Annotated in this window: 19 protein-coding genes and 5 tRNA genes; 23 read left to right on the forward strand and 1 reads right to left on the reverse strand. The window is 33.8% G+C overall.

Annotation, left to right across the window (positions count from 1 at the left end):
- Positions 1 to 26 precede the first annotated feature (26 nt).
- On the reverse strand, positions 27 to 2,852 hold the full coding sequence (uvrA, locus tag MHM83_RS12455) for an excinuclease ABC subunit UvrA (protein ID WP_239180080.1): 2,826 nt from the start codon (positions 2,850 to 2,852) through the stop codon (positions 27 to 29).
- Between the two features lie 113 nt (positions 2,853 to 2,965).
- Between uvrA and MHM83_RS12460 the strand changes: the two genes are divergently transcribed.
- From MHM83_RS12460 to rpoC, 23 genes are all read left to right on the forward strand, one after another.
- Positions 2,966 to 3,193 carry a hypothetical protein gene (locus tag MHM83_RS12460; RefSeq protein WP_047790095.1) on the forward strand — a complete coding sequence of 76 codons (228 nt, stop codon included), beginning with the start codon at positions 2,966 to 2,968 and terminating at the stop codon, positions 3,191 to 3,193.
- Entirely contained in the window at positions 3,190 to 4,194 is a 1,005-nt protein-coding gene (locus MHM83_RS12465; RefSeq protein ID WP_047790096.1) for a potassium channel family protein, read from the forward strand. Before MHM83_RS12460 ends, MHM83_RS12465 begins: the two co-directional genes overlap by 4 nt.
- On the forward strand, positions 4,194 to 5,093 hold the full coding sequence (locus MHM83_RS12470; RefSeq protein WP_239180082.1) for an SDR family oxidoreductase: 900 nt from the start codon (positions 4,194 to 4,196) through the stop codon (positions 5,091 to 5,093). The genes MHM83_RS12465 and MHM83_RS12470 overlap by 1 nt, the downstream gene beginning before the upstream one ends.
- Before the next feature lie 85 nt (positions 5,094 to 5,178).
- Positions 5,179 to 6,870, forward strand: a complete 1,692-nt coding sequence (locus MHM83_RS12475) for an alanine/glycine:cation symporter family protein (protein WP_047790098.1) — start codon at positions 5,179 to 5,181, stop codon at positions 6,868 to 6,870.
- Between the two features lie 12 nt (positions 6,871 to 6,882).
- A complete protein-coding gene (locus MHM83_RS12480) occupies positions 6,883 to 7,779 on the forward strand; it encodes a helix-hairpin-helix domain-containing protein (protein ID WP_239180084.1) in 897 nt (298 codons plus the stop codon).
- A 34-nt stretch (positions 7,780 to 7,813) separates the two neighbouring features.
- Complete coding sequence (locus MHM83_RS12485; protein ID WP_125066961.1) at positions 7,814 to 8,980, forward strand: acyl-CoA dehydrogenase family protein; 1,167 nt, start codon at positions 7,814 to 7,816, stop codon at positions 8,978 to 8,980.
- 268 nt (positions 8,981 to 9,248) lie between these two features.
- Positions 9,249 to 9,446, forward strand: coding sequence for a 30S ribosomal protein S21 (rpsU, locus tag MHM83_RS12490; RefSeq protein WP_028892869.1), 198 nt, complete (start codon positions 9,249 to 9,251; stop codon positions 9,444 to 9,446).
- A gap of 83 nt (positions 9,447 to 9,529) precedes the next feature.
- Positions 9,530 to 10,417 carry a tyrosine-type recombinase/integrase gene (locus MHM83_RS12495; protein ID WP_239180086.1) on the forward strand — a complete coding sequence of 296 codons (888 nt, stop codon included), beginning with the start codon at positions 9,530 to 9,532 and terminating at the stop codon, positions 10,415 to 10,417.
- Positions 10,418 to 10,431: 14 nt separating this feature from the next.
- On the forward strand, positions 10,432 to 10,740 hold the full coding sequence (gene hpf / locus MHM83_RS12500) for a ribosome hibernation-promoting factor, HPF/YfiA family (protein ID WP_047790102.1): 309 nt from the start codon (positions 10,432 to 10,434) through the stop codon (positions 10,738 to 10,740).
- A gap of 97 nt (positions 10,741 to 10,837) precedes the next feature.
- Positions 10,838 to 10,911 (forward strand) — tRNA-Thr (locus tag MHM83_RS12505).
- 40 nt (positions 10,912 to 10,951) lie between these two features.
- Positions 10,952 to 11,034: transfer RNA gene (locus MHM83_RS12510), tRNA-Tyr, on the forward strand.
- Positions 11,035 to 11,055: 21 nt separating this feature from the next.
- Positions 11,056 to 11,128, forward strand: a tRNA-Gly gene (locus tag MHM83_RS12515).
- 11 nt (positions 11,129 to 11,139) lie between these two features.
- A tRNA-Thr gene (locus MHM83_RS12520) sits at positions 11,140 to 11,212 on the forward strand.
- Positions 11,213 to 11,287: 75 nt separating this feature from the next.
- Positions 11,288 to 12,475, forward strand: coding sequence for an elongation factor Tu (tuf, locus tag MHM83_RS12525; protein WP_047790103.1), 1,188 nt, complete (start codon positions 11,288 to 11,290; stop codon positions 12,473 to 12,475).
- A gap of 60 nt (positions 12,476 to 12,535) precedes the next feature.
- Positions 12,536 to 12,608: transfer RNA gene (locus MHM83_RS12530), tRNA-Trp, on the forward strand.
- Positions 12,609 to 12,662: 54 nt separating this feature from the next.
- Positions 12,663 to 12,854, forward strand: a complete 192-nt coding sequence (gene secE, locus MHM83_RS12535; RefSeq protein ID WP_047790104.1) for a preprotein translocase subunit SecE — start codon at positions 12,663 to 12,665, stop codon at positions 12,852 to 12,854.
- A 2-nt stretch (positions 12,855 to 12,856) separates the two neighbouring features.
- On the forward strand, positions 12,857 to 13,405 hold the full coding sequence (gene nusG, locus MHM83_RS12540; protein WP_047790161.1) for a transcription termination/antitermination protein NusG: 549 nt from the start codon (positions 12,857 to 12,859) through the stop codon (positions 13,403 to 13,405).
- Between the two features lie 64 nt (positions 13,406 to 13,469).
- A complete protein-coding gene (gene rplK, locus MHM83_RS12545; RefSeq protein ID WP_047790105.1) occupies positions 13,470 to 13,907 on the forward strand; it encodes a 50S ribosomal protein L11 in 438 nt (145 codons plus the stop codon).
- 20 nt (positions 13,908 to 13,927) lie between these two features.
- On the forward strand, positions 13,928 to 14,617 hold the full coding sequence (gene rplA / locus MHM83_RS12550; protein WP_047790106.1) for a 50S ribosomal protein L1: 690 nt from the start codon (positions 13,928 to 13,930) through the stop codon (positions 14,615 to 14,617).
- 21 nt (positions 14,618 to 14,638) lie between these two features.
- Positions 14,639 to 15,157 (forward strand): 50S ribosomal protein L10, encoded by a 519-nt coding sequence (rplJ, locus tag MHM83_RS12555; RefSeq protein WP_047790107.1) that lies wholly within the window; start codon positions 14,639 to 14,641, stop codon positions 15,155 to 15,157.
- Between the two features lie 50 nt (positions 15,158 to 15,207).
- Positions 15,208 to 15,582: a 50S ribosomal protein L7/L12 gene (rplL, locus tag MHM83_RS12560; RefSeq protein WP_047790108.1), complete on the forward strand. Its 375-nt coding sequence runs from the start codon at positions 15,208 to 15,210 to the stop codon at positions 15,580 to 15,582.
- A gap of 239 nt (positions 15,583 to 15,821) precedes the next feature.
- The gene (gene rpoB / locus MHM83_RS12565) at positions 15,822 to 19,631 is read left to right on the forward strand and encodes a DNA-directed RNA polymerase subunit beta (RefSeq protein WP_047790109.1); all 3,810 of its coding nucleotides are present in this window, start codon (positions 15,822 to 15,824) and stop codon (positions 19,629 to 19,631) included.
- 98 nt (positions 19,632 to 19,729) lie between these two features.
- Complete coding sequence (gene rpoC / locus MHM83_RS12570; RefSeq protein ID WP_047790110.1) at positions 19,730 to 24,004, forward strand: DNA-directed RNA polymerase subunit beta'; 4,275 nt, start codon at positions 19,730 to 19,732, stop codon at positions 24,002 to 24,004.
- Positions 24,005 to 24,036: the final 32 nt, after the last annotated feature.

Below are 24,036 nucleotides of genomic sequence, written 5' to 3' on the forward strand. Positions count from 1 at the left end.
ATCTACTTGTAAAAAATGTAATTGTATTACTTTTTTAACTCTTTTTTTAAGAATTTTGCTGTATAGCTTTTTTTGTGGATGGAAACTTCTTCAGGAGTTCCAAATGTTAAAACTTTACCGCCTTTTTTACCACCTTCCATGCCAATGTCAATAATGTAATCGGCGAGTTTGATAACATCTAAGTTGTGCTCAATAATTAAAACGGTATTTCCTTTATCTGCTAACTTGTTTAATACTTCCATTAATACACGGATATCTTCAAAATGAAGCCCAGTTGTTGGTTCGTCTAATATATAAAAGGTATTTCCAGTATCTCTTTTTGATAATTCAGAAGCTAATTTAATGCGTTGGGCTTCTCCTCCGGAAAGAGTAGTGGATTGCTGTCCGAGTGTAATGTATCCTAAACCAACATCTTTAATTGTTTTTAACTTTCTATAGATTTTAGGGATATGTTCAAAAAATGCTGTAGCTTCGTTAATTGTCATTTCTAAAATATCAGAAATTGACTTTCCTTTATAACGAATTTCTAAAGTTTCTCGGTTAAAACGTTTTCCTTGGCAAGTTTCACACTCTACGTGAACATCTGGTAAGAAATTCATTTCTATTACACGAACACCGCCACCTTGACAGGTTTCACAACGTCCGCCTTTTACATTAAAACTAAAACGACCTGGTTTATATCCTCTGATAGAGGCTTCTGGAGTTTTTGCAAATAAACTACGTATTTCACTAAACACTCCAGTATACGTAGCAGGGTTTGAACGTGGAGTTCTACCGATTGGAGATTGATCAATATCAATGACTTTATCAATATGTTCTAAGCCTTCAATTTTTTTGTAAGGCATTGGTTTTTTTACTGCTCGGTAAATGTGCGCGTTTAAAATAGGGTATAAGGTCTCATTAATTAAGGTAGATTTCCCACTACCAGAAACACCTGTGACACAAATCATTTTTCCTAAAGGAAATTCAACGGAAACATTTTTTAAGTTGTTTCCAGAAGCGCCTTTTAATGAGATTGTTTTTCCGTTTCCTTCACGACGCTTTTTAGGAACCTCAATTTCTTTTCTTCTCGATAAATAGTCAGCAGTAAGGGTATCGTGACTTTTTAAATCGTCAAAGTTGCCTTCGCTAACAATTTCTCCTCCATGTCTACCTGCACCTGGACCAATGTCTAAAACAAAATCAGCATTCTTAATCATATCTTCATCATGTTCAACCACTAAAACAGAGTTTCCAACATCACGAAGTTTAATTAAAGAGTCAATTAATTTTTGATTATCACGTTGATGTAAACCAATACTAGGCTCATCTAAAATATATAAAACACCTACAAGTTGTGAACCTATTTGTGTTGCAAGTCGAATACGTTGGGCTTCTCCACCAGAAAGAGATTTTGAAGTTCTGTCTAATGTTAAATAATCTAACCCAACATCCAATAAAAATTGAATGCGTGTGCGAATTTCTTTTAAAATTTCAGAAGCAATAGTTAATTGTTTTTCTGATAATTTTGTGCCAACTTCCTGAAACCAATTAGCCAACTCTAGCACATCCATTTGGGCTAAATCACTAATATTTTTATCAGTGATTCTAAAATGAAGCGCTTCTTTTTTTAAACGCTTTCCATCACAAACCGAACAAGTAACTTCATCCATAAAACCTTTTGCCCAACGTTTGATTGATGTGCTTTCTGAGTTTTTATATTGATTCTCAATAAAGGCAATGATACCTTCGAAATCAATCTCATAATTTCTGGTAACTCCCGCAGTTTTTGATTGAATTTCAAATTTTTCTTTTCCTCCATGAAGAATAATCTCCATAGCTTCTTTAGAAATACTTTTTATAGGGTCGGTTAGTTTAAAGTTATAACGCTCAGCAATAGTTTGAAGTTGTTTAAAAATCCAACTGTTTTTTTGTTCACCCAAAGGTGCAATTCCTCCATTTTTGATAGAAATGCTATCGTCTGGAATTACTTTTTGATGATTTATCTCGTTGGTAATCCCTAGTCCGTTACAGTGAGAACAAGCTCCTTTTGGTGAGTTGAACGAAAAAGTGTTAGGTTCAGGATTAGGGTAAGCGATTCCCGTAGTAGGACACATGAGTTCACGACTAAAATAACGAGGTTTTTCATCATCAACATCAATTACCATTAAAATATTATCACCCGTGTACAAGGCAGTTTTAATAGTCTCTTCTAGACGTTTTTCAGCAGCATCATTCACGGCTAATCGATCGATAACGACTTCTATATCGTGCGTTTTATAACGATCGAGTTTCATGCCCTTTTTAATTTCTCTAATTTCTCCATCCACACGAACACGAACAAAACCTTGTTTAGAAATTTGTTCGAATAGTTCACGATAATGCCCTTTTCTCGATTTAATTAATGGTGCAAGAATGGCAATACGTTTGCCGTCAAAATCTTTTAAAATTAATTTTCTAATTTGTTCGTCAGAATAACTTACCATTTTTTCACCTGTATTGTATGAATAAGCATCTGCTGCACGAGAAAATAGTAAACGAAGAAAATCGTAAATTTCAGTAATGGTTCCTACAGTAGAACGAGGGCTTTTGTTTGTTGTTTTTTGTTCAATAGAAATTACAGGAGAAAGTCCGTCAATTTTATCAACATCAGGTCTTTCTAATCCGCCCAAAAATTGACGTGCATATGCAGAGAAAGTTTCAATATAACGACGTTGTCCTTCAGCGTAAATGGTGTCGAAAGCTAAAGAAGATTTCCCGCTACCACTTAAGCCAGTAATTACAACTAGCTTTTCACGAGGAATTTTAACATCAATATTCTTTAAATTATGAGCTCGAGCTCCGTAAACTTCTATGTATTCTTGTTCTTTCAAAGTGAGGATTTTACCAAAAACAGCAAAGTTACCAAAACCAAATTTATTTTGAAGCAGCGATTATCAACAAATAAACTGAAAATAGTATATTGCGAATAAAACTTAATTAATAAATGAAATTTATAGATTTTGTAAGGCTTTTTTTTGAGCGCCATGGTTTTAACGTGTCTTCCAGGTTTGCTGATAGATTGGGTATGCGAGCCACTAATGTACGTTTGTTTTTTATTTATATATCATTTGTAACAGTAGGTTTGTCTTTTGGATTATATTTAACAATGGCTTTTTTACTAAGATTAAAAGATATGATTTATACTAAAAGAACATCTGTTTTTGATTTATGATAAACACAGTGTTTCAATCAAGGTTATATAGAGCTATAATTTATTCTGTCTTAATAGTCATGCTAGGAGTAACAGGTTATATGTTACTTTTTGATTATTCCTTTATTAACGCTTTGTACATGACGATTATAACCATTAGTACCATTGGTTTTGGAGAAGTACATCCTTTTGGTACGGGGGAAAAACTATTTACTATCGGATTGATAATATCTAGTTTGTTTGTTTTTGGTTATGCAGTTTCTTCATTCTCAGAGTATTTAATTAGTGGGCAATTTTTTCATCAGTTAAAAATAAAAAAAGTGCAAAAACAAATAGAGCAGTTACAAGGTCATACCATAGTTTGTGGTTATGGTAGAAATGGTAAACAAGCTATTTCGAAATTGAAAAACTACAAGAAACAAGTTGTAGTGGTTGAAAAATTTAATGATGTAGTGAGGCAGTTAGATGAAAAAGGAGTGTTAACTATTCAAGGTGATGCAACGCTTGATGAGACTCTATTAAGAGCAGGTATCATGAATGCAGAAAATCTAATAACAGCGTTGCCTTCTGATGCCGATAATTTATTTGTAGTTCTAACAGCAAAACAATTAAATAAAAATTGTAAAGTAATTAGTAGAGCATCTAAAGAAACATCATATAGTAAGTTAAAAATAGCAGGAGCAGATAATGTAATTATGCCAGATAAATTAGGAGGTTCTCACATGGCATCTTTAGTGGTAACTCCTGATGTTATTGAGTTTGTAGATAGGCTAACTATTGAAGGAGAAACAACTGCTAACTTAGAAGAAGTAGCAATTAATGACTTGCCAGAAAAATACATTGATAAAACAATATTAGATTTAGATTTACGAAAAAAAACAGGTTGTACAATTATAGGATATCGTACTCCAAATAAAGATTACATTATCAACCCAGAAGCTTCGGTGAAATTAGAAATAGGAGGAAATTTGATTGTTTTAGGACGTCCTGAACAGATAGAAACACTTAGAAAAGTTTTTTAATGAAGAAAGTTGTAATAACTGGAAGTAATGGTTTACTTGGGCAAACTTTAGTAAGCCTTTTATTAGAAGAAAAAGAAAGATATCAGGTAATAGGTTTTTCAAGAGGAGAAAATAGAAGTGGTAGAGGTGACTTTAATTATGTTTCAATTGATATTACAGATGAAGATTTGCTTTACAAAAAACTGTCTGAATATAAGCCAGATGTTATTGTGAATACAGCAGCAATGACAAATGTTGATGCTTGTGAAACAAATAAACAAGCTTGTGATAATCTAAATATAGATGTAGTTCAATATCTTAAAAACTATTCAGAAGAAAATAAAACTCATTTAATACATATTTCAACTGATTTTATTTTTGATGGGAAAAATGGACCATACAAAGAGAGTGATAAGCCAAACCCATTGAATTATTATGGGCTCTCCAAATTAAAATCAGAAGAATTATTAATAAAGTCTAAGGTAAATTATGCTATTTTACGTACCATATTAGTATATGGAAAAGTATATGATATGTCGCGCACTAATATAGTATTGTGGGTGAAGAAAATGTTGGAAGACAGGAAAGAAATAACTATAGTAGATGACCAATTTCGTATGCCAACTTATGTAGAAGATTTGGCATTAGCGTGTAAATTATCAATAGATAAAAAAGCACTAGGAATTTTCAATATTTCCTCAAAAAGAATGATGAGTATTTATGAAATTGCACAACAAATAGCAGAAGCTTTTAGGTTAGATAAAAGCTTAATAAAACCAATTTCTACAGATGTTTTAAATCAAACAGCCTTACGGCCTGCTATTACGGGTTTTGATTTAACAAAAGCCCAAACAGAATTAGGATTGCGACCAAAATCTTTTAAAGAAGATTTACATAAATTTAAAGAAAATCTAATGTAAAAACCATATTTAACAACGAAAACTTGTTGTAAGTGCATTTTTTTATGATATTGCGGGCTACTAATTCAAAAATCTAATACATATTATGAATAAAAAACTACTTGCATTGCTGTTTTCAATAACACCAATGTTAACATTTGCACAGGAAAAAGGAATTGATCAAATGATTGATGAAGCGTTTAAACCTTTTTCTGATTTTTTTAGTAGTGTGATTTTTTTTCCAGTATTTGGTACCCCTTTTGTATTGATTTTGTTAGTGGCTAGTGCCGCTTTTTTTACGCTCTATTTTGGATTTCCAAATATCCGTCACTTCTTTACTGCAATAAATGTTGTAAGAGGGAAATATGAAGATATTGAAAAACATGGTGCGCAATTATTGTATGGTGAAGATGGTATAGCTCAGGGAGTAGATATGAATGAAGTTGACGATATTGAGGAGCATATTGAAAATATAGAGAGCTTACATAGTGACTTAGAAATTGATGGAGATATTAAAGATACTATTCGCGATGAAAGTCATGAAGGTGAAGTTTCTCACTTTCAGGCATTAGCAACAGCGGTTTCTGGTACAGTTGGAAATGGTAATATTGCAGGAGTTGCATTAGCAATTGCTTTAGGAGGTCCGGGAGCAACTTTCTGGATGATTATTTGCGGTTTGTTAGGGATGTCAACAAAATTTGTAGAATGTACATTAGGAGTACATTATCGTGATGTAGGAGAAGACGGAACAGTGTATGGAGGTCCTATGTATTATTTATCTAAAGGATTAAAAGAAAAAGGTTTTGCAACACTAGGAAAAATAGCAGCAGGAGCATTTGCAGTTTTCTGTATTGGAGGTTCTTTTGGAGGTGGTAATGCAGCTCAATCTAACCAAGCAACAATAGTTATTAAAGAGTTGTTAGGTTTAGAGAGTACAGCAGCTGGAGCTATCATAGGTATTGTACTAGCCATTTTAGTAGGTATTATAATTATTGGAGGTATCAAAAGAATCGCTTCTGTAACAGAAAAAGTAGTTCCTTTTATGGCATTGCTATACCTATTGGCTTGTTTGTATATTTTAGGGGTTAATTTCTCTTTAATAGATGATGCTATTTCTTTAATTATAACAGAAGCTTTCAATCCTACAGCGATAGGTGTTGGTGGTGTTATAGGTGTTTTATTAGTAGGGTTTAAAAGAGCAGCTTTTTCTAATGAAGCTGGAGCAGGTTCGGCTTCAATTGCACACTCTGCAGTGAAAACAAAATATTCTGCATCAGAAGGTTTAGTAGCATTATTAGAGCCGTTTATTGATACTGTATTAATTTGTACAATGACAGCTTTAGTAATTATTATCTTTAATTTTGGAGGAGCTTTTGAATATGGAGGAGATGGTACAGGATCTGTATTTATTGACGGTGTGGCTTATGAGGGAGCAGGAATTACTTCAAGAGCATTTGCAGCTTACATTCCATACTCAAATGTATTTTTAACTGTAGCAGTTGTTTTATTTGCAGTTTCTACAATGATTTCTTGGTCGTATTACGGATTGCAGTCTTGGAAATTTTTATTTGGTAGAGGAAAAAAAGCGGATTTAACATATAAAATTTTGTTCTTAACTTTCGTAGTAATTGGAGCAGCAGCGAGTATGAAGTCTATTTGGGATTTTTCAGATGCAATGATTTTTGCAATGGTGTTCCCTAACATGGTAGGTTTATACTTATTGATGCCAGTGGTTAAAAAGCAACTAAAAAGATATTTAGATGCTATTAACCTTAAAAAAGAGGCAGTAGAAGAATAAAAAACAAAACGAATGAAAATATTTAAACCCCATTTCTGGTATAATAAACGCCAAAGAAATGGGGTTTTCTTTTTATTATTTTTAATAGTTGTTTTACAATTTATATATGTGTACATAGACTTTTCATCAGAAAAAATAGAGGGTATAAATAAGAAAGAGCTAGTAGCTCTTCAAAATACTATTGATAGTTTGAAAAGAATTGAATTGATTAAAAGAAAACCTAAACGATATCCATTCAATCCAAATTATATAACAGACTTTAAAGGTTATCAACTAGGAATGTCTGTAGAGGAAATAGATAGATTACACAATTACAGAAAACAAAATAAATGGATTAACTCAGCTAAAGATTTTAAACAAGTAACAAAAATATCTGATAGTCTATTGAATAGCATAGCTCCTTATTTTAAATTTCCAGATTGGGTTGTGAAAAAAGAAAACCAAAAGAAGAAAAGTAAAATAGAGTTAGGTTTAAGTGAAAGGCATACATATAATAAGGAATATAAAATTTCTACTAATGATATTAATAAAGCCACTCAACAAGATTTTGAAACTATTAGTGGTGTTGGAGAAGTATTATCTTCTCGAATTATAAAGTATAGAAAGAAGTTACAAGGGTATTCATTCTCAAAACAATTATATGAAGTTTGGGGAATAAATAAAGCTGTAGCAAACAAAGTCATGCAAACTTTTACTGTAATTAAAAAACCAACTATTAAAAAAGTAAATGTAAATACAGCCAAATTCAAAGAAGTGTTAAAAAATCCATATATTGATTATGAGTTATGTAAAAAGATATTTGAATATCGAGATGAAGTAGCTGAGCTACAAGATATATCAGAATTAAGAAATATTAAAGATTTTCCACTAAATAAATACGATAGAATAATCTTATATTTGAAAGCATAATAAACAAGCAACAAAATTTAATAAACAAACCACTATGAATAGTATGTACTTTACCGAAGAGCATGAAGCCTTTCGTCAGAGTTTTAGAGATTTTTTACAAAAAGAGGTAGTTCCTCACATAGATAAATGGGAGAAAGAAGGTACGGTAGAGCGTTTTATCTGGAAGAAGTTCGGTGAAATGGGATACTTTGGTTTAAATCAACCTGAAGAATATGGAGGATTAGGTTTAGATCTTTTTTATACAGTTATTTTTTTAGAAGAACTACAAAAAATAAACTCAGGAGGTTTTGCAGCTAATATGTGGGCACATGCTTATTTAGCAATGACACATGTAAATAAAGAAGGAGATGATCGAATTAAGAATGAATATTTAACACCAAGCATAGAAGGAGATAAAATAGGGTGTTTATGTATTACAGAACCTTTTGGAGGAAGTGATGTAGCAGGAATGCGTACTACAGCAATAAAAAAAGGAGATTCATATGTGATTAATGGGTCTAAAACGTTTATCACAAATGGAGTATATTCTGATTACTTAGTAGTAGCAGCTAAAACTAATCCTGAGGATAAACATAAAGGAATGAGTATTTTTATAGTTGATAGAGATACTCCAGGAATATCGTCAACTAAGTTAGATAAATTAGGTTGGAGAGCTTCAGATACTGCTGAAATAGCTTTTGATAATGTGGTAATACCTGCTGAAAACTTAATGGGAGAAGAAGGAAAAGGATTTCCATATATAATGCAACACTTTGCTTTAGAAAGATTAGTAATGGGAATCAATGCTCATGCGCGTGCGGAATATGCTGTTGATTATGTAGTGCAATATATGAGTGAACGCGAAGCTTTTGGAAAAACACTAGATAAATTTCAAGCCTTACGTCATAAAGTAGCGGAAATGGCTAGTAGAGTAGATATGTGTAGAGAATATAACTATTCCATAGCAAAACGATTAAATGATGGTATTTATGTGGTAAAAGAAGCAAGTATGAGTAAGCTATTGTCTACTAAAATGGCAGATGAGGTTATATACGATGCTTTACAGTTACTAGGAGGTTATGGTTATATGGAAGAGTATCCAATGGCACGTTTATTACGTGACAGTCGATTAGGACCGATAGGGGGAGGTACTTCAGAAATATTGAAAGAAATTATTGCAAAAATGGTAATAGATAAGAAGGAATATAGGCCAGCTACCTAATGCCTCCTATTTTGTAAAAATGATTCTTGATAAGAAATACCTATAATTTATTTATAGGTTCTTGATAAATATTTAAGTAAAAACCCTGTGAAAGCAGGATTTTTATTTGCCTCATTTTTAAACTAAAAAGAAATAAAATAGTGTGTTTTTAAAGAATACTTTGTATCTTTGCCGTCCAAAAATGAAATAAAATAATATAATTAATTGATATACTGATTGTTGTCGATTTTAAAGATATAGAAACTACGATGAAAGGAGGTGCAAAAATATGTTAATCATTCCAGTTAAAGAAGGAGAGAATATCGATAGAGCGTTAAAACGTTATAAGCGTAAATTTGATCGTACAAAAACGATGAAGCAGTTACGTAACAGAAAGCAGTTTACTAAGCCATCTGTGGCAAAACGAGCTCAAATGATTAAAGCATCTTACGTTCAGAGATTAAGAACTCAAGAAGAAGTAGGATAGTAATCATCCTAAAAAGTGTAAAAACCTGTATTGATATCAATACAGGTTTTTTTTGTATCTTCAATTAATAAATAAGATAGATAATGCTAATAGAAGCTTTTTTAGAGTATTTAGAGTTTGAGAAAAAGTATTCAAAAAATACAATTCAAGCATATAAAACGGATTTAATAGCGTTTAAAGATTTTTGTGAGGTTGAGTTTGATCAAGAGGATTTAGAGAGTATTCATTATAACCAGATTAGAACATGGATTGTTAGCTTGGTGAATGCTAATGTGTCAAATAGAAGTGTGAATAGAAAAGTAAGTTCTTTAAAAACTTTTTATAAGTTTCTGCAAAAAATAGGAGAGGTGACAGTGAATCCACTTTCAAATCATAAGGCGCTAAAAGTTCAAAAAAAAATACAAACTCCCTTTGATCAAAATGAAGTAGAAGAAGTTTTAAAACTAATAAAAGAGAGGTCAGATTTTGAGTCAGTAAGAGATAGGTTGATTGTGGAAATATTGTATTCAACAGGGATGAGAAGGATTGAGTTAATAAATGTTAAAGAAAAAGATATAGATCATACTAGTAGAACAATAAAAGTATTAGGAAAAAGAAATAAAGAAAGGTATGTAACAATCTTACCATCAGTATATAAAACTTTACAAGAATATTTAAGACAAAAAAGAGAGATTGAAGATGTAGATTTAGAGGTGCTTTTAGTGACTAAAAAAGGCGTTAAAATTTATGAAACCCTTGTTTACCGAATAATAAATTTGTACTTTAGTAGGGTGTCAACGAAAGCAAAAAAAAGCCCCCATATATTAAGGCATGCTTTTGCGACACATTTACTTAATAACGGTGCGTCGTTAAATTCGGTTAAAGAATTACTAGGGCATTCAAGTTTAGCCTCTACCCAAGTGTATACGCACAATAGCTTGGAGCAAATAAAAAAAGTGTATAATAAGACTCATCCTAGAGGGTCAAATTAAAAGATCGAAGAATTATGAAGGTATTCACACAATCAGTAAATTTCTCAGCAGACCAAAAATTAATAGACTTCATTGAGAAAAAAATAGGAGGATTAGAGAAGTTTCATGATAAGATCGTTGATGCAGAAGTGTTTTTAAAAGTGCAAAAAACGAGTGAAAAGGAGAATAAAATAACTGAAGTAAAAATTAATATACCAGGAAGCGAATTAATGGTGAAAAAGCAAACTAAGACCTTTGAGGAAGGTATTAGTGTGTCTGTAGAATCTTTAAAAAGACAGTTGCAAAAATCAAAAGAAAAATCAAAGGATGCCTTAGTCTCATAAAAACGATAAAAAATAATTAAAAAAGTTTTAAAAATTAAAAATTACTTTTTACATTTGCAGTCCGTTAGAAATAGCGGATTGTTTTTTTATAACAAAAGCCGATGTAGCTCAGCTGGCTAGAGCAGCTGATTTGTAATCAGCAGGTCGTGGGTTCGAGTCCCTCCATCGGCTCTAAAAAATAAAAGTTCATTAAAATATTATTTAAGGTTTAGGGGAGATTCCAGAGCGGCCAAATGGGACGGACTGTAACTCCGTTGTCTTACGACTTCGCAGGTTCGAATCCTGCTCTCCCCACTATCTTAATGAAATTTTATTGCGGGAGTAGCTCAGTTGGTAGAGCGTCAGCCTTCCAAGCTGAATGTCGCCAGTTCGAACCTGGTCTCCCGCTCTAAATTCGTTGCCGACATAGCTCAGTTGGTAGAGCGCATCCTTGGTAGGGATGAGGTCACGGGTTCAAATCCCGTTGTTGGCTCTATTTTAGAGTTTATTTGACAAGAGTTTAAAAATAACACTAAATATATTTAACTAAGAATTAAAATTAATAATCATGGCAAAAGGAACTTATGATCGTTCGAAACCGCACTTAAACGTAGGTACTATTGGTCACGTAGATCACGGTAAAACTACTTTAACTGCTGCAATTACTAAAGTATTAGCAGATGCTGGATTTTCTGAGCAGAGAGCTTTTGATCAAATCGATAACGCTCCAGAAGAAAAAGAAAGAGGTATCACAATTAACTCTTCTCACGTAGAGTATGCAACAGCTAACCGTCACTACGCGCACGTTGACTGTCCAGGTCACGCCGATTACGTAAAGAACATGGTAACTGGTGCTGCACAAATGGATGGAGCTATCTTAGTAGTAGCTGCTACTGATGGTCCAATGCCACAAACTCGTGAGCACATCTTATTAGGTCGTCAGGTAGGTATTCCACGTATCGTTGTTTTCTTAAACAAAGTTGATATGGTTGATGACGAAGAGTTATTAGAGTTAGTAGAAATGGAAGTGAGAGATTTATTATCTTTCTATGAGTATGATGGAGATAATGGTCCTGTAGTTTCTGGTTCTGCTTTAGGTGCATTAAACGGAGAGCAAAAGTGGGTTGATACAGTTTTAGAATTAATGGAAGCTGTTGATACTTGGATCGAAGAGCCACCAAGAGATACTGAAAAAGATTTCTTAATGCCAATCGAGGATGTATTCTCTATTACTGGTCGTGGTACAGTAGCAACTGGACGTATCGAAACTGGTATCATTAATACAGGAGATCCTGTTGAGATTATCGGTATGGGAGATGAAAAATTAACATCTACTGTAACTGGTATCGAGATGTTCCGTCAAATCTTAGATAGAGGTGAGGCAGGAGATAACGCAGGTATCTTATTAAGAGGTATTGAAAAGACTCAAATTAAGAGAGGAATGGTAATCTGTAAGCCAGGTTCTATTACTCCACACGCTAAGTTTAAAGCTGAGGTGTATATCTTAAAGAAAGAAGAAGGTGGACGTCACACTCCATTCCACAACAACTACCGTCCACAGTTCTACGTACGTACAACTGATGTAACAGGTAACATTAACTTACCAGAAGGAGTTGAAATGGTAATGCCAGGTGATAACTTAACTATTACTGTTGACTTAATCCAACCTATCGCATTAAACACAGGTTTACAGTTCGCAATCCGTGAAGGAGGTAGAACAGTAGGAGCTGGTCAGGTAACTGAAATCTTAGACTAATTATAGTTTAATAATAAAGTATAAGGAGTCTCTTTTATAAGAGAGGGACTCCTTTAAAATACGGGTTTAGCTCAGTTGGTAGAGCACTGGTCTCCAAAACCAGGTGTCGGGAGTTCGAGCCTCTCAACCCGTGCAAAAAACTAAAACGAGTTGTGGTGAAAACTGCAACTCGTTAAAAGGATAAAATATGAGTAACTTTGTACAATATATTAAGGATTCTTTTGAAGAATTAAATACCAATATGACTTGGATTTCTCGTGAAGAAGCTCAAAAGTCTACTGTAGTAGTTGCAGCATTTACAATTGTATTTGCTTTAGCTGTAGCGGGGATAGATAAGGTTTTTCAAACAGGATTAGATAACTTCTTTAAAATGTTTTAATGATGGCTGATTCGGTGATGAAGTGGTATGTGGTTAGAGCTATTGGAGGTCAAGAAAATAAGGTGAAAACTTATATCGAGACTGAGATTGCTCGTCATGGGTTGTCTGATTTTGTGAACCAAGTAATTGTTCCTACAGAAAAAGTTATTCAAGTAAGAAACGGAAAGAAAATTAACAGAGAAAGAGTTTACTTTCCTGGTTATGTAATGGTTGAGGCTAATTTAGCAGGAGAAGTTCCTCACGTAATTAAATCAGTAACAGGAGTTATTGGTTTTTTAGGTGAAACAAAAGGAGGAGATCCCGTACCAATGCGTAAATCAGAAGTAAACAGAATGTTAGGGAAAGTTGATGAACTTTCTGTTAAAGACGAAAATATTGCAATTCCTTATTCAGTTGGAGAAACTGTAAAAGTAATTGATGGCCCTTTCAATGGGTTTGATGGAACTGTTGAAAAGGTAAATGAAGAAAAGCGTAAGTTAGAAGTAATGGTAAAGATTTTCGGAAGAAAAACTCCATTAGAGTTAAACTATATGCAAGTAGAGAAAATATAATTGTTACACCTATATTTTGATGGGTTTAAGCTTCCAATTTAAACACATCGTTAAATCTTAAACAATGGCAAAAGAAGTAAGTAAATTAGTTAAACTACAAGTTAGGGGAGGTGCAGCGAATCCGTCGCCACCAGTTGGACCCGCTTTAGGTGCTGCCGGTGTTAACATCATGGAGTTCTGTAAGCAGTTTAATGCTCGTACACAGGACAAGCAAGGTAAAGTATTACCTGTTGTTATTACAGTTTATACAGACAAATCATTTGAGTTTGTTGTAAAAACTCCACCAGCTGCAGTACAATTATTAGAAGCGGCCAAAATTAAGAAAGGTTCAGGAGAACCTAATAGGAAAAAAGTAGCAAGCGTTTCTTGGGATCAAATTCGTGGAATTGCAGAAGACAAAATGGTAGATATGAATGCCTTTGAAGTAGAGTCTGCAATGAGAATGATTGCTGGAACAGCTCGTTCTATGGGATTAACAGTAACAGGTGATGCACCTGCTTAAACTTTAAAAGATATTTAGAAATGGCAATTACTAGAAAGCAAAAAGAAGCTCGTGCTAAAGTAGATAGCTCTAAAGTTTATAGCTTACAAGATGCATCAGCATTAGTTAAAGAGATTACAAATGTAAAGTTTGACGCATCTGTAGACTTAGCAGTACGTTTAGGAGTAGATCCTCGTAAAGCTAATCAAATGGTTCGTGGTGTTGTAACATTACCTCACGGAACTGGTAAAGATGTAAAAGTTTTAGCATTAGTTACTCCAGATAAAGAAGCGGAAGCTAAAGAAGCTGGTGCTGATTACGTTGGATTAGATGAATACCTTCAAAAAATTAAAGGTGGTTGGACTGATGTTGACGTTATTATTACTATGCCAAGCGTTATGGGTAAGTTAGGTCCTTTAGGACGTGTATTAGGTCCTCGTGGATTAATGCCTAACCCTAAAACTGGTACAGTAACTATGGATGTTGCAAAAGCAGTACAAGAAGTAAAAGCAGGTAAAATCGACTTTAAAGTAGATAAAACTGGTATTGTACATGCTGCAATCGGAAAAGCATCTTTCGATGCTGCAAAGATTGAAGAAAATGCAAACGAGTTAATTCAAACATTAATTAAATTAAAGCCAACAGCGGCTAAAGGAACTTATATTAAAAGTATTTTTATGTCTTCTACTATGAGTCCTAGTGTAGCTGTAGATGTTAAAACAGTATCGTAAGGCAGTTAAAACTTTTTAATTATGACTAGAGAGGAAAAATCACAAGTAATACAAGATTTAACAGCACAATTAGCAGATACTAGCACGATCTATTTAGCAGATATTTCTGGTTTAGATGCAGCTACTACATCTAACTTACGTAGAGCATGTTTTAAAGCGAACGTACAATTGGCTGTTGTTAAAAACACATTGCTTTCAAAAGCAATGGAAGCTTCTGATAAAGATTTCGGAGAATTACCAGAGGTATTAAAAGGTAACACTTCAATGTTAATTGCTGAAGCAGCAAATGCACCAGCAAAAGTTATCAAAGAGTTCAGGAAAAAATCAAAAGATCGTCCTTTATTAAAAGGAGCGTATGTAGAAGAGGCAGTTTATATTGGAGATGACCAATTAGATGCTCTTGTAAACATCAAATCTAGAGAAGAACTTATTGGAGATATTATTACCTTATTACAATCTCCTGCTAAGAATGTTGTTTCAGCATTACAGTCAGGTGGAGGTAAATTATCAGGTATCTTAAAGACATTATCAGAAAAATAATTTCGCGCACTAATAAACTAAATAAATAAAATTTTTAAAAAACAATTAAAATGGCAGATTTAAAAGATTTCGCAGAACAATTAGTTAACTTAACAGTAAAAGAAGTTAATGAATTAGCTGATATTTTAAAAGAAGAGTATGGTATTGAGCCAGCAGCAGCAGCAGTAGCAGTAGCAGGACCAGCAGCAGGTGGTGGAGATGCAGCAGAAGAGAAAACTGAGTTTGATGTAATCTTAAAAGCAGCTGGAGGATCTAAATTAGCAGTTGTAAAATTAGTTAAAGAATTAACTGGATTAGGATTAAAAGAAGCTAAAGGTATTGTAGATAGCGCACCAGCACCAATCAAAGAAGGTGTATCTAAAGATGAGGCTGAAGGTCTTAAAAAGTCTTTAGAAGAAGCAGGAGCTGAGGTAGAGCTTAAGTAAGCTATACTCCCGAATTATAGAAAACGGGAAAAAACAATAAAGGTTTAGGTACTAAAGACTCATGTTTTTAGGCCTAAACCATTTTGTGTATATATTCGTTCTTTATTTTTCACATTTTTTGTATTTGTGAATTTACGATTATAAAGTGCTGATTTTTAATCAGTAAGAGCAATTAAAATTGCAGTATTGAAACAATTAAGTTTCAAAAATAATATTTTTAATTAAAAATAGCATCTCTTTTGGCAACGATAAATACTACTGAAAGAATTAACTTCGCGTCATCGCAGTTAGGAGCTGATTATCCAGACTTTTTAGATATTCAGGTGAAGTCTTTTCAAGATTTCTTCCAATTGCAAACTAAAGCTGAAGAGCGAGGAGAAGAAGGTTTGTATAAAACTTTCATGGATAACTTCCCGATTACAGATACACGTAATCAATTTGTATTAGAATTTTTAGACTACTTTGTAGATCCTCCAAGGTATAGCATTCAAGAATGTATCGAGCGTGGATTAACTCACAGTGTACCTCTAAAAGCACGTTTAAAATTATATTGTACTGACCCAGAACACGAAGATTTCGAAACAATCGTTCAAGATGTGTATTTAGGTACAATTCCTTATATGACAAACTCTGGTACCTTTATTATTAATGGTGCAGAAAGAGTTGTAGTGTCACAATTACACCGTTCACCAGGTGTATTCTTTGGGCAATCTTTCCACGCTAATGGAACCAAGTTATACTCTGCAAGAGTAATTCCATTCAAAGGTTCTTGGATTGAATTTGCTACCGATATCAATCAAGTAATGTATGCTTATATTGATAGAAAGAAAAAATTACCAGTAACAACGTTATTCAGAGCCATAGGTTTTGAAAGAGATAAAGATATTTTAGAGATTTTTGATTTAGCTGAAGAAGTAAAAGTTTCTAAAGCTGGATTAAAGAAAGTATTAGGGCGTAAATTAGCAGCAAGAGTATTAAAAACTTGGCATGAAGATTTCGTAGATGAAGATACAGGAGAAGTTGTTTCTATTGAGCGTAACGAAATCATTTTCGACCGTGATACTATCATAGAAAAAGAACATATTGATGAAATAATTGAAGCAGGTGCAAAAACAGTCTTGTTACATAAAGAAGACAATCAGCAAGCAGATTATGCCATCATTCACAATACATTACAAAAAGACCCTACAAACTCTGAAAAGGAAGCTGTAGAGCATGTATATAGACAATTACGTAATGCTGAACCGCCAGATGAGGAAACTGCAAGAGGTATTATTGAAAAATTATTCTTCTCAGAGCAACGTTATAGTTTAGGTGAAGTAGGACGTTTTAGAATGAATACTAAACTTCAGTTAAATGAAGATTTAGATCAAAAAGTATTAACTAAGAATGATATCATTACAATCATTAAGTACTTAATTGAATTAATCAATTCAAAGGCTGAAGTAGATGATATCGATCACTTATCTAATCGTCGTGTTAGAACTGTTGGTGAGCAATTAGCAGGTCAATTTGGTGTAGGTTTAGCTCGTATGGCACGTACTATTCGTGAGAGAATGAATGTTCGTGATAATGAGGTGTTTACTCCAATCGACTTAATTAACGCTAAGACGTTATCTTCAGTAATTAACTCTTTCTTTGGTACCAACCAGTTATCTCAATTTATGGATCAAACAAATCCATTAGCAGAGATTACTCATAAGCGTCGTTTATCAGCTTTAGGACCTGGAGGTTTATCACGTGAAAGAGCAGGTTTCGAGGTTCGTGACGTTCACTATACGCACTATGGTCGTTTATGTCCGATTGAAACACCTGAAGGACCAAACATTGGACTTATTTCTTCTTTAGCGGTTTATGCTAAAGTAAATAATATGGGATTCATTGAAACCCCATACAAAAAGGTAGATAATGGTTCAGTCTCTTCTGAAGAACCAATTTATTTATCAGCAGAAGAAGAAGAAGGAATGAAAATTGCTCAATCTAATTTACCAGTAGCAAATGATGGTAAAATAGAGAGCGAAAGAGTTATTGCACGTGAAGAAGGAGATTTTCCAGTGGAAAACCCTGAAGCAATTAATTATATGGACGTTGCTCCTAATCAAATTGCTTCGATTTCGGCATCATTAATTCCTTTCTTAGAGCATGATGATGCGAACCGTGCATTGATGGGATCGAACATGATGCGTCAAGCAGTTCCATTATTACGTCCAGAGTCTCCAATTGTTGGTACTGGTTTAGAACGTAGAGTAGCAAAAGATTCTCGTATCTTAATCAATGCTGAAGGAGCAGGAGTTGTAGAATATGTAGACGCCAATAAAATAACAATTAAGTACGATAGGACAGAAGAAGAGCGCATGGTTAGCTTTGATTCTGATGAAGTGTCGTACGACTTAATTAAGTTTAGAAAAACAAACCAAGGTACTAATATCAACTTAAAACCGATTGTAAAAGTAGGTGATAGAGTAGAAGAAGGTCAAGTACTTTGTGAAGGATATGCAACACAAAAAGGAGAATTAGCTTTAGGTAGAAACATGAAAGTAGCCTTTATGCCTTGGAAAGGGTATAACTTTGAGGATGCGATTGTGATTTCTGAAAAAGTAGTTCGTGAAGATATCTTTACTTCTATTCATATTGATGAATATTCATTAGATGTTCGTGATACTAAATTAGGAGCTGAAGAATTAACAAACGATATTCCTAATGTTTCTGAAGAGGCTACAAAAGACTTAGATGAAAATGGAATGATTCGTATTGGAGCAGAAGTAAATCCTGGTGATATTTTAATTGGTAAAATTACACCAAAAGGAGAATCTGACCCTACTCCAGAAGAAAAGTTATTACGTGCTATCTTTGGTGATAAAGCAGGAGATGTAAAAGATGCATCATTAAAAGCGTCTCCATCATTAAGAGGAGTTGTAATTAACAAAAAATTATTCAAACGCGCAGTAAAAGATAAGAATAAGCGTGCTCGTGATAAAGAAGCAATAGCAGCTTTAGAAGCATCTTATGTGTCTAAGTTTGAAGAATTAAAAGATGTTTTAGTTGAAAAGTTATTCAACTTAGTATCAGGAAAAACTTCTCAAGGAGTGTATAACGACTTAGGAGAAGAAGTATTGCCAAAAGGTAAAAAGTTTACACAAAAAATGTTAAACTCTGTAGAAGACTTTACACATTTAAGTGGAACTTGGACTACTGATAAAGACTTAAATCAATTAGTTGTAGAATTAGTTCACAATTACAAGATTAAAGTAAACGACCTACAAGGAGTTTTACGTCGTGAGAAATTTACAATCTCTGTAGGAGACGAATTACCAGCTGGTATCTTAAAACTTGCTAAAATTTACGTAGCTAAGAAGCGTAAGTTAAAAGTAGGGGATAAGATGGCAGGACGTCACGGAAACAAAGGTATTGTTGCACGTATTGTACGTCAGGAAGATATGCCTTTCTTAGAAGACGGAACACCAGTAGATATCGTATTAAACCCATTAGGGGTACCATCTCGTATGAACATTGGTCAGATTTATGAAACTGTTCTTGGATGGGCAGGTCAAAAATTAGGTCAAAAGTATGCAACACCAATTTTTGATGGTGCAAAAATTGATCAAATCAATGCTTTAACTGATGAAGCAGGAATACCACGTTACGGACACACATATTTATATGATGGAGGTACAGGTAAACGTTTCGATCAGCCTGCAACGGTAGGAGTAATTTATATGATTAAGTTAGGTCACATGATTGAAGATAAGATGCACGCGCGTTCTATTGGACCTTACTCATTAATTACTCAGCAACCATTAGGAGGTAAAGCACAGTTTGGAGGTCAGCGTTTTGGTGAGATGGAGGTATGGGCACTTGAAGCATATGGTGCATCAAGTATCTTACGAGAAATCTTAACTGTTAAGTCTGATGATGTATTAGGTAGAGCAAAAACTTACGAGTCTATCGTTAAAGGAGAAGCAATGCCAGAACCAGGTTTACCAGAATCATTTAACGTATTAATGCACGAACTTAAAGGTTTAGGATTAGACGTTAAATTAGAAGAATAATCACAGTGAAATGTCTCAGAGTGTAAGCTCTGAGGCAAATCATTTTTTCAATATCAGTCTTATTATAAGACATTTATTTTTAATTCGAATCCATTATCATGGCAAGAAAAAACGAAAAATACACTGTTAAGAAGTTTAACAAAATTTCAATAGGTTTAGCATCACCTGAGTCTATTTTAGAGGCTTCTAAAGGAGAGGTGTTAAAACCAGAAACTATAAACTACCGTACACACAAACCAGAAAGAGATGGATTGTTTTGTGAGCGTATCTTTGGTCCTGTAAAAGACTATGAGTGTGCGTGTGGTAAATATAAAAGAATTCGATATAAAGGTATCGTTTGTGACCGTTGTGGTGTTGAAGTTACTGAGAAAAAAGTACGTAGAGATAGAGTAGGTCATATTAACTTAGTAGTACCAGTTGCACATATTTGGTACTTTAGATCATTACCTAACAAAATGGGATACCTTTTAGGGTTACCATCTAAGAAGTTAGATATGATTATTTACTACGAACGTTACGTAGTAATTCAACCAGGTATTGCTAAGAATGCCGAAGGAGAACCATTACAAAAAATGGACTTCTTAACTGAGGAAGAATACTTAGATATCGTAGATGAGCTTCCACAAGAAAATATGTATTTAGAAGATTCTGACCCTAATAAGTTTATCGCTAAAATGGGTGCAGAGTGTTTAATTGATTTATTAGAAAGAATCGATTTAGACGAGTTATCATACCAATTGCGTCATAAAGCAAACACTGAAACTTCTAAGCAACGTAAAAATGAAGCATTAAAGCGTCTAAATGTTGTAGAAGCATTCAGAGATTCTCAAAAAAATAGAGAAAACAATCCAGAATGGATGATTATGAAGGTAATTCCGGTTATTCCACCAGAATTACGTCCATTAGTACCATTAGATGGAGGTCGTTTTGCTACTTCAGACTTAAATGATTTATACCGTCGTGTAATTATCCGTAACAATCGTTTAAAACGATTAATGGAAATTAAAGCACCAGAAGTAATTTTACGTAATGAAAAACGTATGTTACAAGAATCAGTAGATTCATTATTTGATAACACACGTAAATCATCAGCTGTAAAAACAGAGTCTAACAGACCATTAAAATCATTATCTGATAGTTTAAAAGGTAAGCAAGGACGTTTCCGTCAAAACTTATTAGGTAAGCGTGTTGATTACTCTGCACGTTCGGTAATTGTTGTTGGACCAGAATTAAAATTATATGAATGTGGATTGCCAAAAGATATGGCAGCTGAATTGTACAAACCTTTCGTTATTCGTAAGTTAATCGAAAGAGGAATTGTAAAAACAGTTAAATCTGCAAAGAAAATAATTGATAGAAAAGAACCAGTTGTTTGGGATATCTTAGAAAATGTAATTAAAGGACACCCTGTTTTATTAAACCGTGCCCCTACCTTACACCGTTTAGGTATTCAAGCTTTCCAACCAAAATTAATTGAAGGAAAGGCAATTCGTTTACACCCATTAGTATGTACGGCATTTAATGCCGATTTTGATGGGGATCAAATGGCGGTTCACTTACCATTAGGACCAGAAGCAATTTTAGAAGCACAGTTATTAATGTTAGCTTCTCATAATGTTTTAAACCCTGCAAATGGAGCACCAATTACGGTACCATCTCAGGATATGGTTTTAGGGTTATATTATATGACAAAAGAAAGAAAGTCAACTCCAGAAGTACCTATTAAAGGTGAAGGGTTAACTTTCTATTCTCCAGAAGAAGTAACTATTGCTTATAATGAAGAGCAAGTAGACTTAAATGCTGGAATAAAAGTAAGAACTAAAGACTTTAACGAGAATGGTGAGTTAGTAACTCAATTAATAGAAACTACTGTTGGTAGAGTATTATTTAACGAAGTGGTACCTGAACAAGCAGGGTATATTAATGAGGTATTAACAAAGAAATCATTACGTGGAATTATTGGTAATATCCTAAAAGTAACAGATATTCCATCAATAGGTAAGTTCTTAGATGATATCAAAGGAATGGGGTATAAATTTGCCTTCCAAGGTGGTTTATCTTTCTCATTAGGAGATATCATTATTCCGGAAGAAAAACATACCATGATTGCTGAAGCGAACGAAGAAGTGGATGGAATTGTTATGAATTATAACATGGGTATGTTAACGCAAAAAGAACGTTATAATCAGGTAATTGATGTTTGGGGATCTACCAACAACCGATTAACTGAATTATCTATGAAGCGTTTACGTGAAGACCAGCAAGGATTTAACTCAGTGTTTATGATGTTAGATTCTGGAGCACGTGGATCGAAAGAGCAGATTCGTCAGTTAACTGGTATGCGTGGATTAATGGCAAAACCTAAAAAATCGACCGCAGGAGGTGGAGAAATTATTGAAAACCCAATTTTATCGAACTTTAAAGAAGGGTTATCAATTTTAGAATACTTTATCTCCACGCACGGTGCACGTAAAGGACTTGCCGATACCGCATTAAAAACAGCCGATGCAGGATATTTAACACGTCGTTTAGTAGACGTATCTCAAGATGTTATCGTAAACGAAGAAGATTGTGGTACATTAAGAGGATTAGAAGTTTCTGCCTTAAAGAAAAACGATGAAATCGTTGAACCTTTAAGTGAAAGAATTTCAGGACGTACAGCATTATATGATGTTTATGCTCCAACTACAGATGAATTATTAGTTGAAGCAGGAGAGTTGATTACTCCAATTTTAGCTGACAAAATTGAAGCATCAGGCGTAGATAAAGTTGAAGTTCGTTCAGCATTAACATGTGAATCTGAAAGAGGAATTTGTGAGAAATGTTACGGACAAAGTTTATCAACAGGTCAAAAAGTTCAAAGAGGTGAAGCAGTTGGTGTAATTGCTGCACAGTCTATTGGAGAACCAGGTACACAGTTAACATTACGTACATTCCACGTTGGAGGGGTAGCAGGAAACATTTCTGAAGACAATAAGTTAATCGCAAAATTCGACGGTTCTGTAACTATTGATGACTTACGTACTGTAAAAGGTAAAGATTCAGCAGGCGAAGAAGTAGATATCGTAATTTCTCGTACTGCAGAAATTAAAATTACTGATAAGAAAACAGGCATCGTATTAAGTACTAACATAATTCCTTACGGTTCTATTATCTTTGATAAAGAAAGAAAGACGATCAAGAAAGGAGATGCAGTATGTCAATGGGATCCATTTAACGGAGTTATTGTTTCTGAATTTGGAGGTAAAGTTAAGTTCGACAATTTAGAACAAGGAATTAACTATTCTGTAGAAGTCGATGAACAAACAGGATTCCAAGAAAAAGTAATAACAGATTCTAAGAATAAAAAAATCATTCCTTCATTAATTATTGAAGATGCTGATGGTAATGCTTTACGTTCGTATAGTTTACCTGTAGGAGCTCATTTAATGGTAAATGATGGAGATAAAGTAGAAACTGGTAAAACATTAGTTAAGATTCCTCGTAAGTCTGGTAAAGCAGGAGATATTACAGGAGGTTTACCACGTGTAACTGAGTTATTCGAAGCGCGTAACCCTTCTAACCCAGCTGTAGTAGCACAAATTGATGGAGTTGTGTCATTTGGTAAGATTAAGCGTGGTAACCGTGAAATTATTATCGAATCTAAAACAGGAGAGATTAAGAAATACTTAATTAAGTTATCTAATCAAATCTTAGTTCAAGAAAACGACTTTATCAAAGCAGGAATGCCATTATCTGATGGAGCAATTACTCCTATTGATATCTTAAATATCAAAGGACCTTCAGCAGTTCAAGAATACTTAGTAAACGAGATCCAAGAAGTATACCGTTTACAAGGGGTAAAAATTAACGACAAGCACTTTGAAGTAGTAGTACGTCAAATGATGCGTAAAGTTAGGATTATTGATTCAGGAGATACTTTATTCTTAGAAAATCAATTAGTTCATAAAACGGATTTCATCAAAGAAAATGATGCTATTTACGGAATGAAAGTTGTTGAAGACTCAGGAGATTCTGCTAACTTGAAACCAGGACAAATAGTTTCAGCCCGTCAATTAAGAGATGAAAACTCTTTATTACGTAGAGAAGATAAAAACTTAGTAGTAGCACGTGATGCTCAACCAGCAACAGCTGAGCAAGTATTACAAGGTATTACAAGAGCATCGTTACAAACGAAGTCATTTATCTCAGCTGCATCATTCCAGGAAACAACTAAAGTATTAAATGAAGCCGCTGTAAATGGTAAAATTGATACCTTAGAAGGATTAAAAGAAAACGTAATTGTTGGTAAACGTATACCAGCAGGTACAGGAATGAGAGCTTACGAAGATATCGTAGTTGGACCTAAGGATGAGATTGAACAAAGTTTATAAAAACTTAAGTTTATAAATAATATCAAGGGTTT

Origin of the sequence: Tenacibaculum sp. Mcav3-52, assembly GCF_022347665.1 — a bacterium.
In the GTDB taxonomy this organism is placed as follows: domain Bacteria; phylum Bacteroidota; class Bacteroidia; order Flavobacteriales; family Flavobacteriaceae; genus Polaribacter; species Polaribacter mesophilus.

Excerpts from the sequence above, each read along its gene's own strand:
- rpsU (WP_028892869.1), top strand. The coding sequence starts at position 9,249 with ATGTTAATCATTCCAGTTAAAGAAGGAGAGAATATCGATAGAGCGTTA.
- rplJ (WP_047790107.1), top strand. The coding sequence starts at position 14,639 with ATGACTAGAGAGGAAAAATCACAAGTAATACAAGATTTAACAGCACAA.
- MHM83_RS12460 (WP_047790095.1), top strand. The coding sequence starts at position 2,966 with ATGAAATTTATAGATTTTGTAAGGCTTTTTTTTGAGCGCCATGGTTTT.
- MHM83_RS12485 (WP_125066961.1), top strand. The coding sequence starts at position 7,814 with ATGAATAGTATGTACTTTACCGAAGAGCATGAAGCCTTTCGTCAGAGT.
- rplL (WP_047790108.1), top strand. The coding sequence starts at position 15,208 with ATGGCAGATTTAAAAGATTTCGCAGAACAATTAGTTAACTTAACAGTA.
- MHM83_RS12480 (WP_239180084.1), top strand. The coding sequence starts at position 6,883 with ATGAAAATATTTAAACCCCATTTCTGGTATAATAAACGCCAAAGAAAT.
- rplA (WP_047790106.1), top strand. The coding sequence starts at position 13,928 with ATGGCAATTACTAGAAAGCAAAAAGAAGCTCGTGCTAAAGTAGATAGC.
- rpoC (WP_047790110.1), top strand. The coding sequence starts at position 19,730 with ATGGCAAGAAAAAACGAAAAATACACTGTTAAGAAGTTTAACAAAATT.
- MHM83_RS12465 (WP_047790096.1), top strand. The coding sequence starts at position 3,190 with ATGATAAACACAGTGTTTCAATCAAGGTTATATAGAGCTATAATTTAT.
- MHM83_RS12475 (WP_047790098.1), top strand. The coding sequence starts at position 5,179 with ATGAATAAAAAACTACTTGCATTGCTGTTTTCAATAACACCAATGTTA.
- MHM83_RS12470 (WP_239180082.1), top strand. The coding sequence starts at position 4,194 with ATGAAGAAAGTTGTAATAACTGGAAGTAATGGTTTACTTGGGCAAACT.
- nusG (WP_047790161.1), top strand. The coding sequence starts at position 12,857 with ATGGCTGATTCGGTGATGAAGTGGTATGTGGTTAGAGCTATTGGAGGT.
- secE (WP_047790104.1), top strand. The coding sequence starts at position 12,663 with ATGAGTAACTTTGTACAATATATTAAGGATTCTTTTGAAGAATTAAAT.
- MHM83_RS12495 (WP_239180086.1), top strand. The coding sequence starts at position 9,530 with ATGCTAATAGAAGCTTTTTTAGAGTATTTAGAGTTTGAGAAAAAGTAT.
- rplK (WP_047790105.1), top strand. The coding sequence starts at position 13,470 with ATGGCAAAAGAAGTAAGTAAATTAGTTAAACTACAAGTTAGGGGAGGT.
- hpf (WP_047790102.1), top strand. The coding sequence starts at position 10,432 with ATGAAGGTATTCACACAATCAGTAAATTTCTCAGCAGACCAAAAATTA.
- tuf (WP_047790103.1), top strand. The coding sequence starts at position 11,288 with ATGGCAAAAGGAACTTATGATCGTTCGAAACCGCACTTAAACGTAGGT.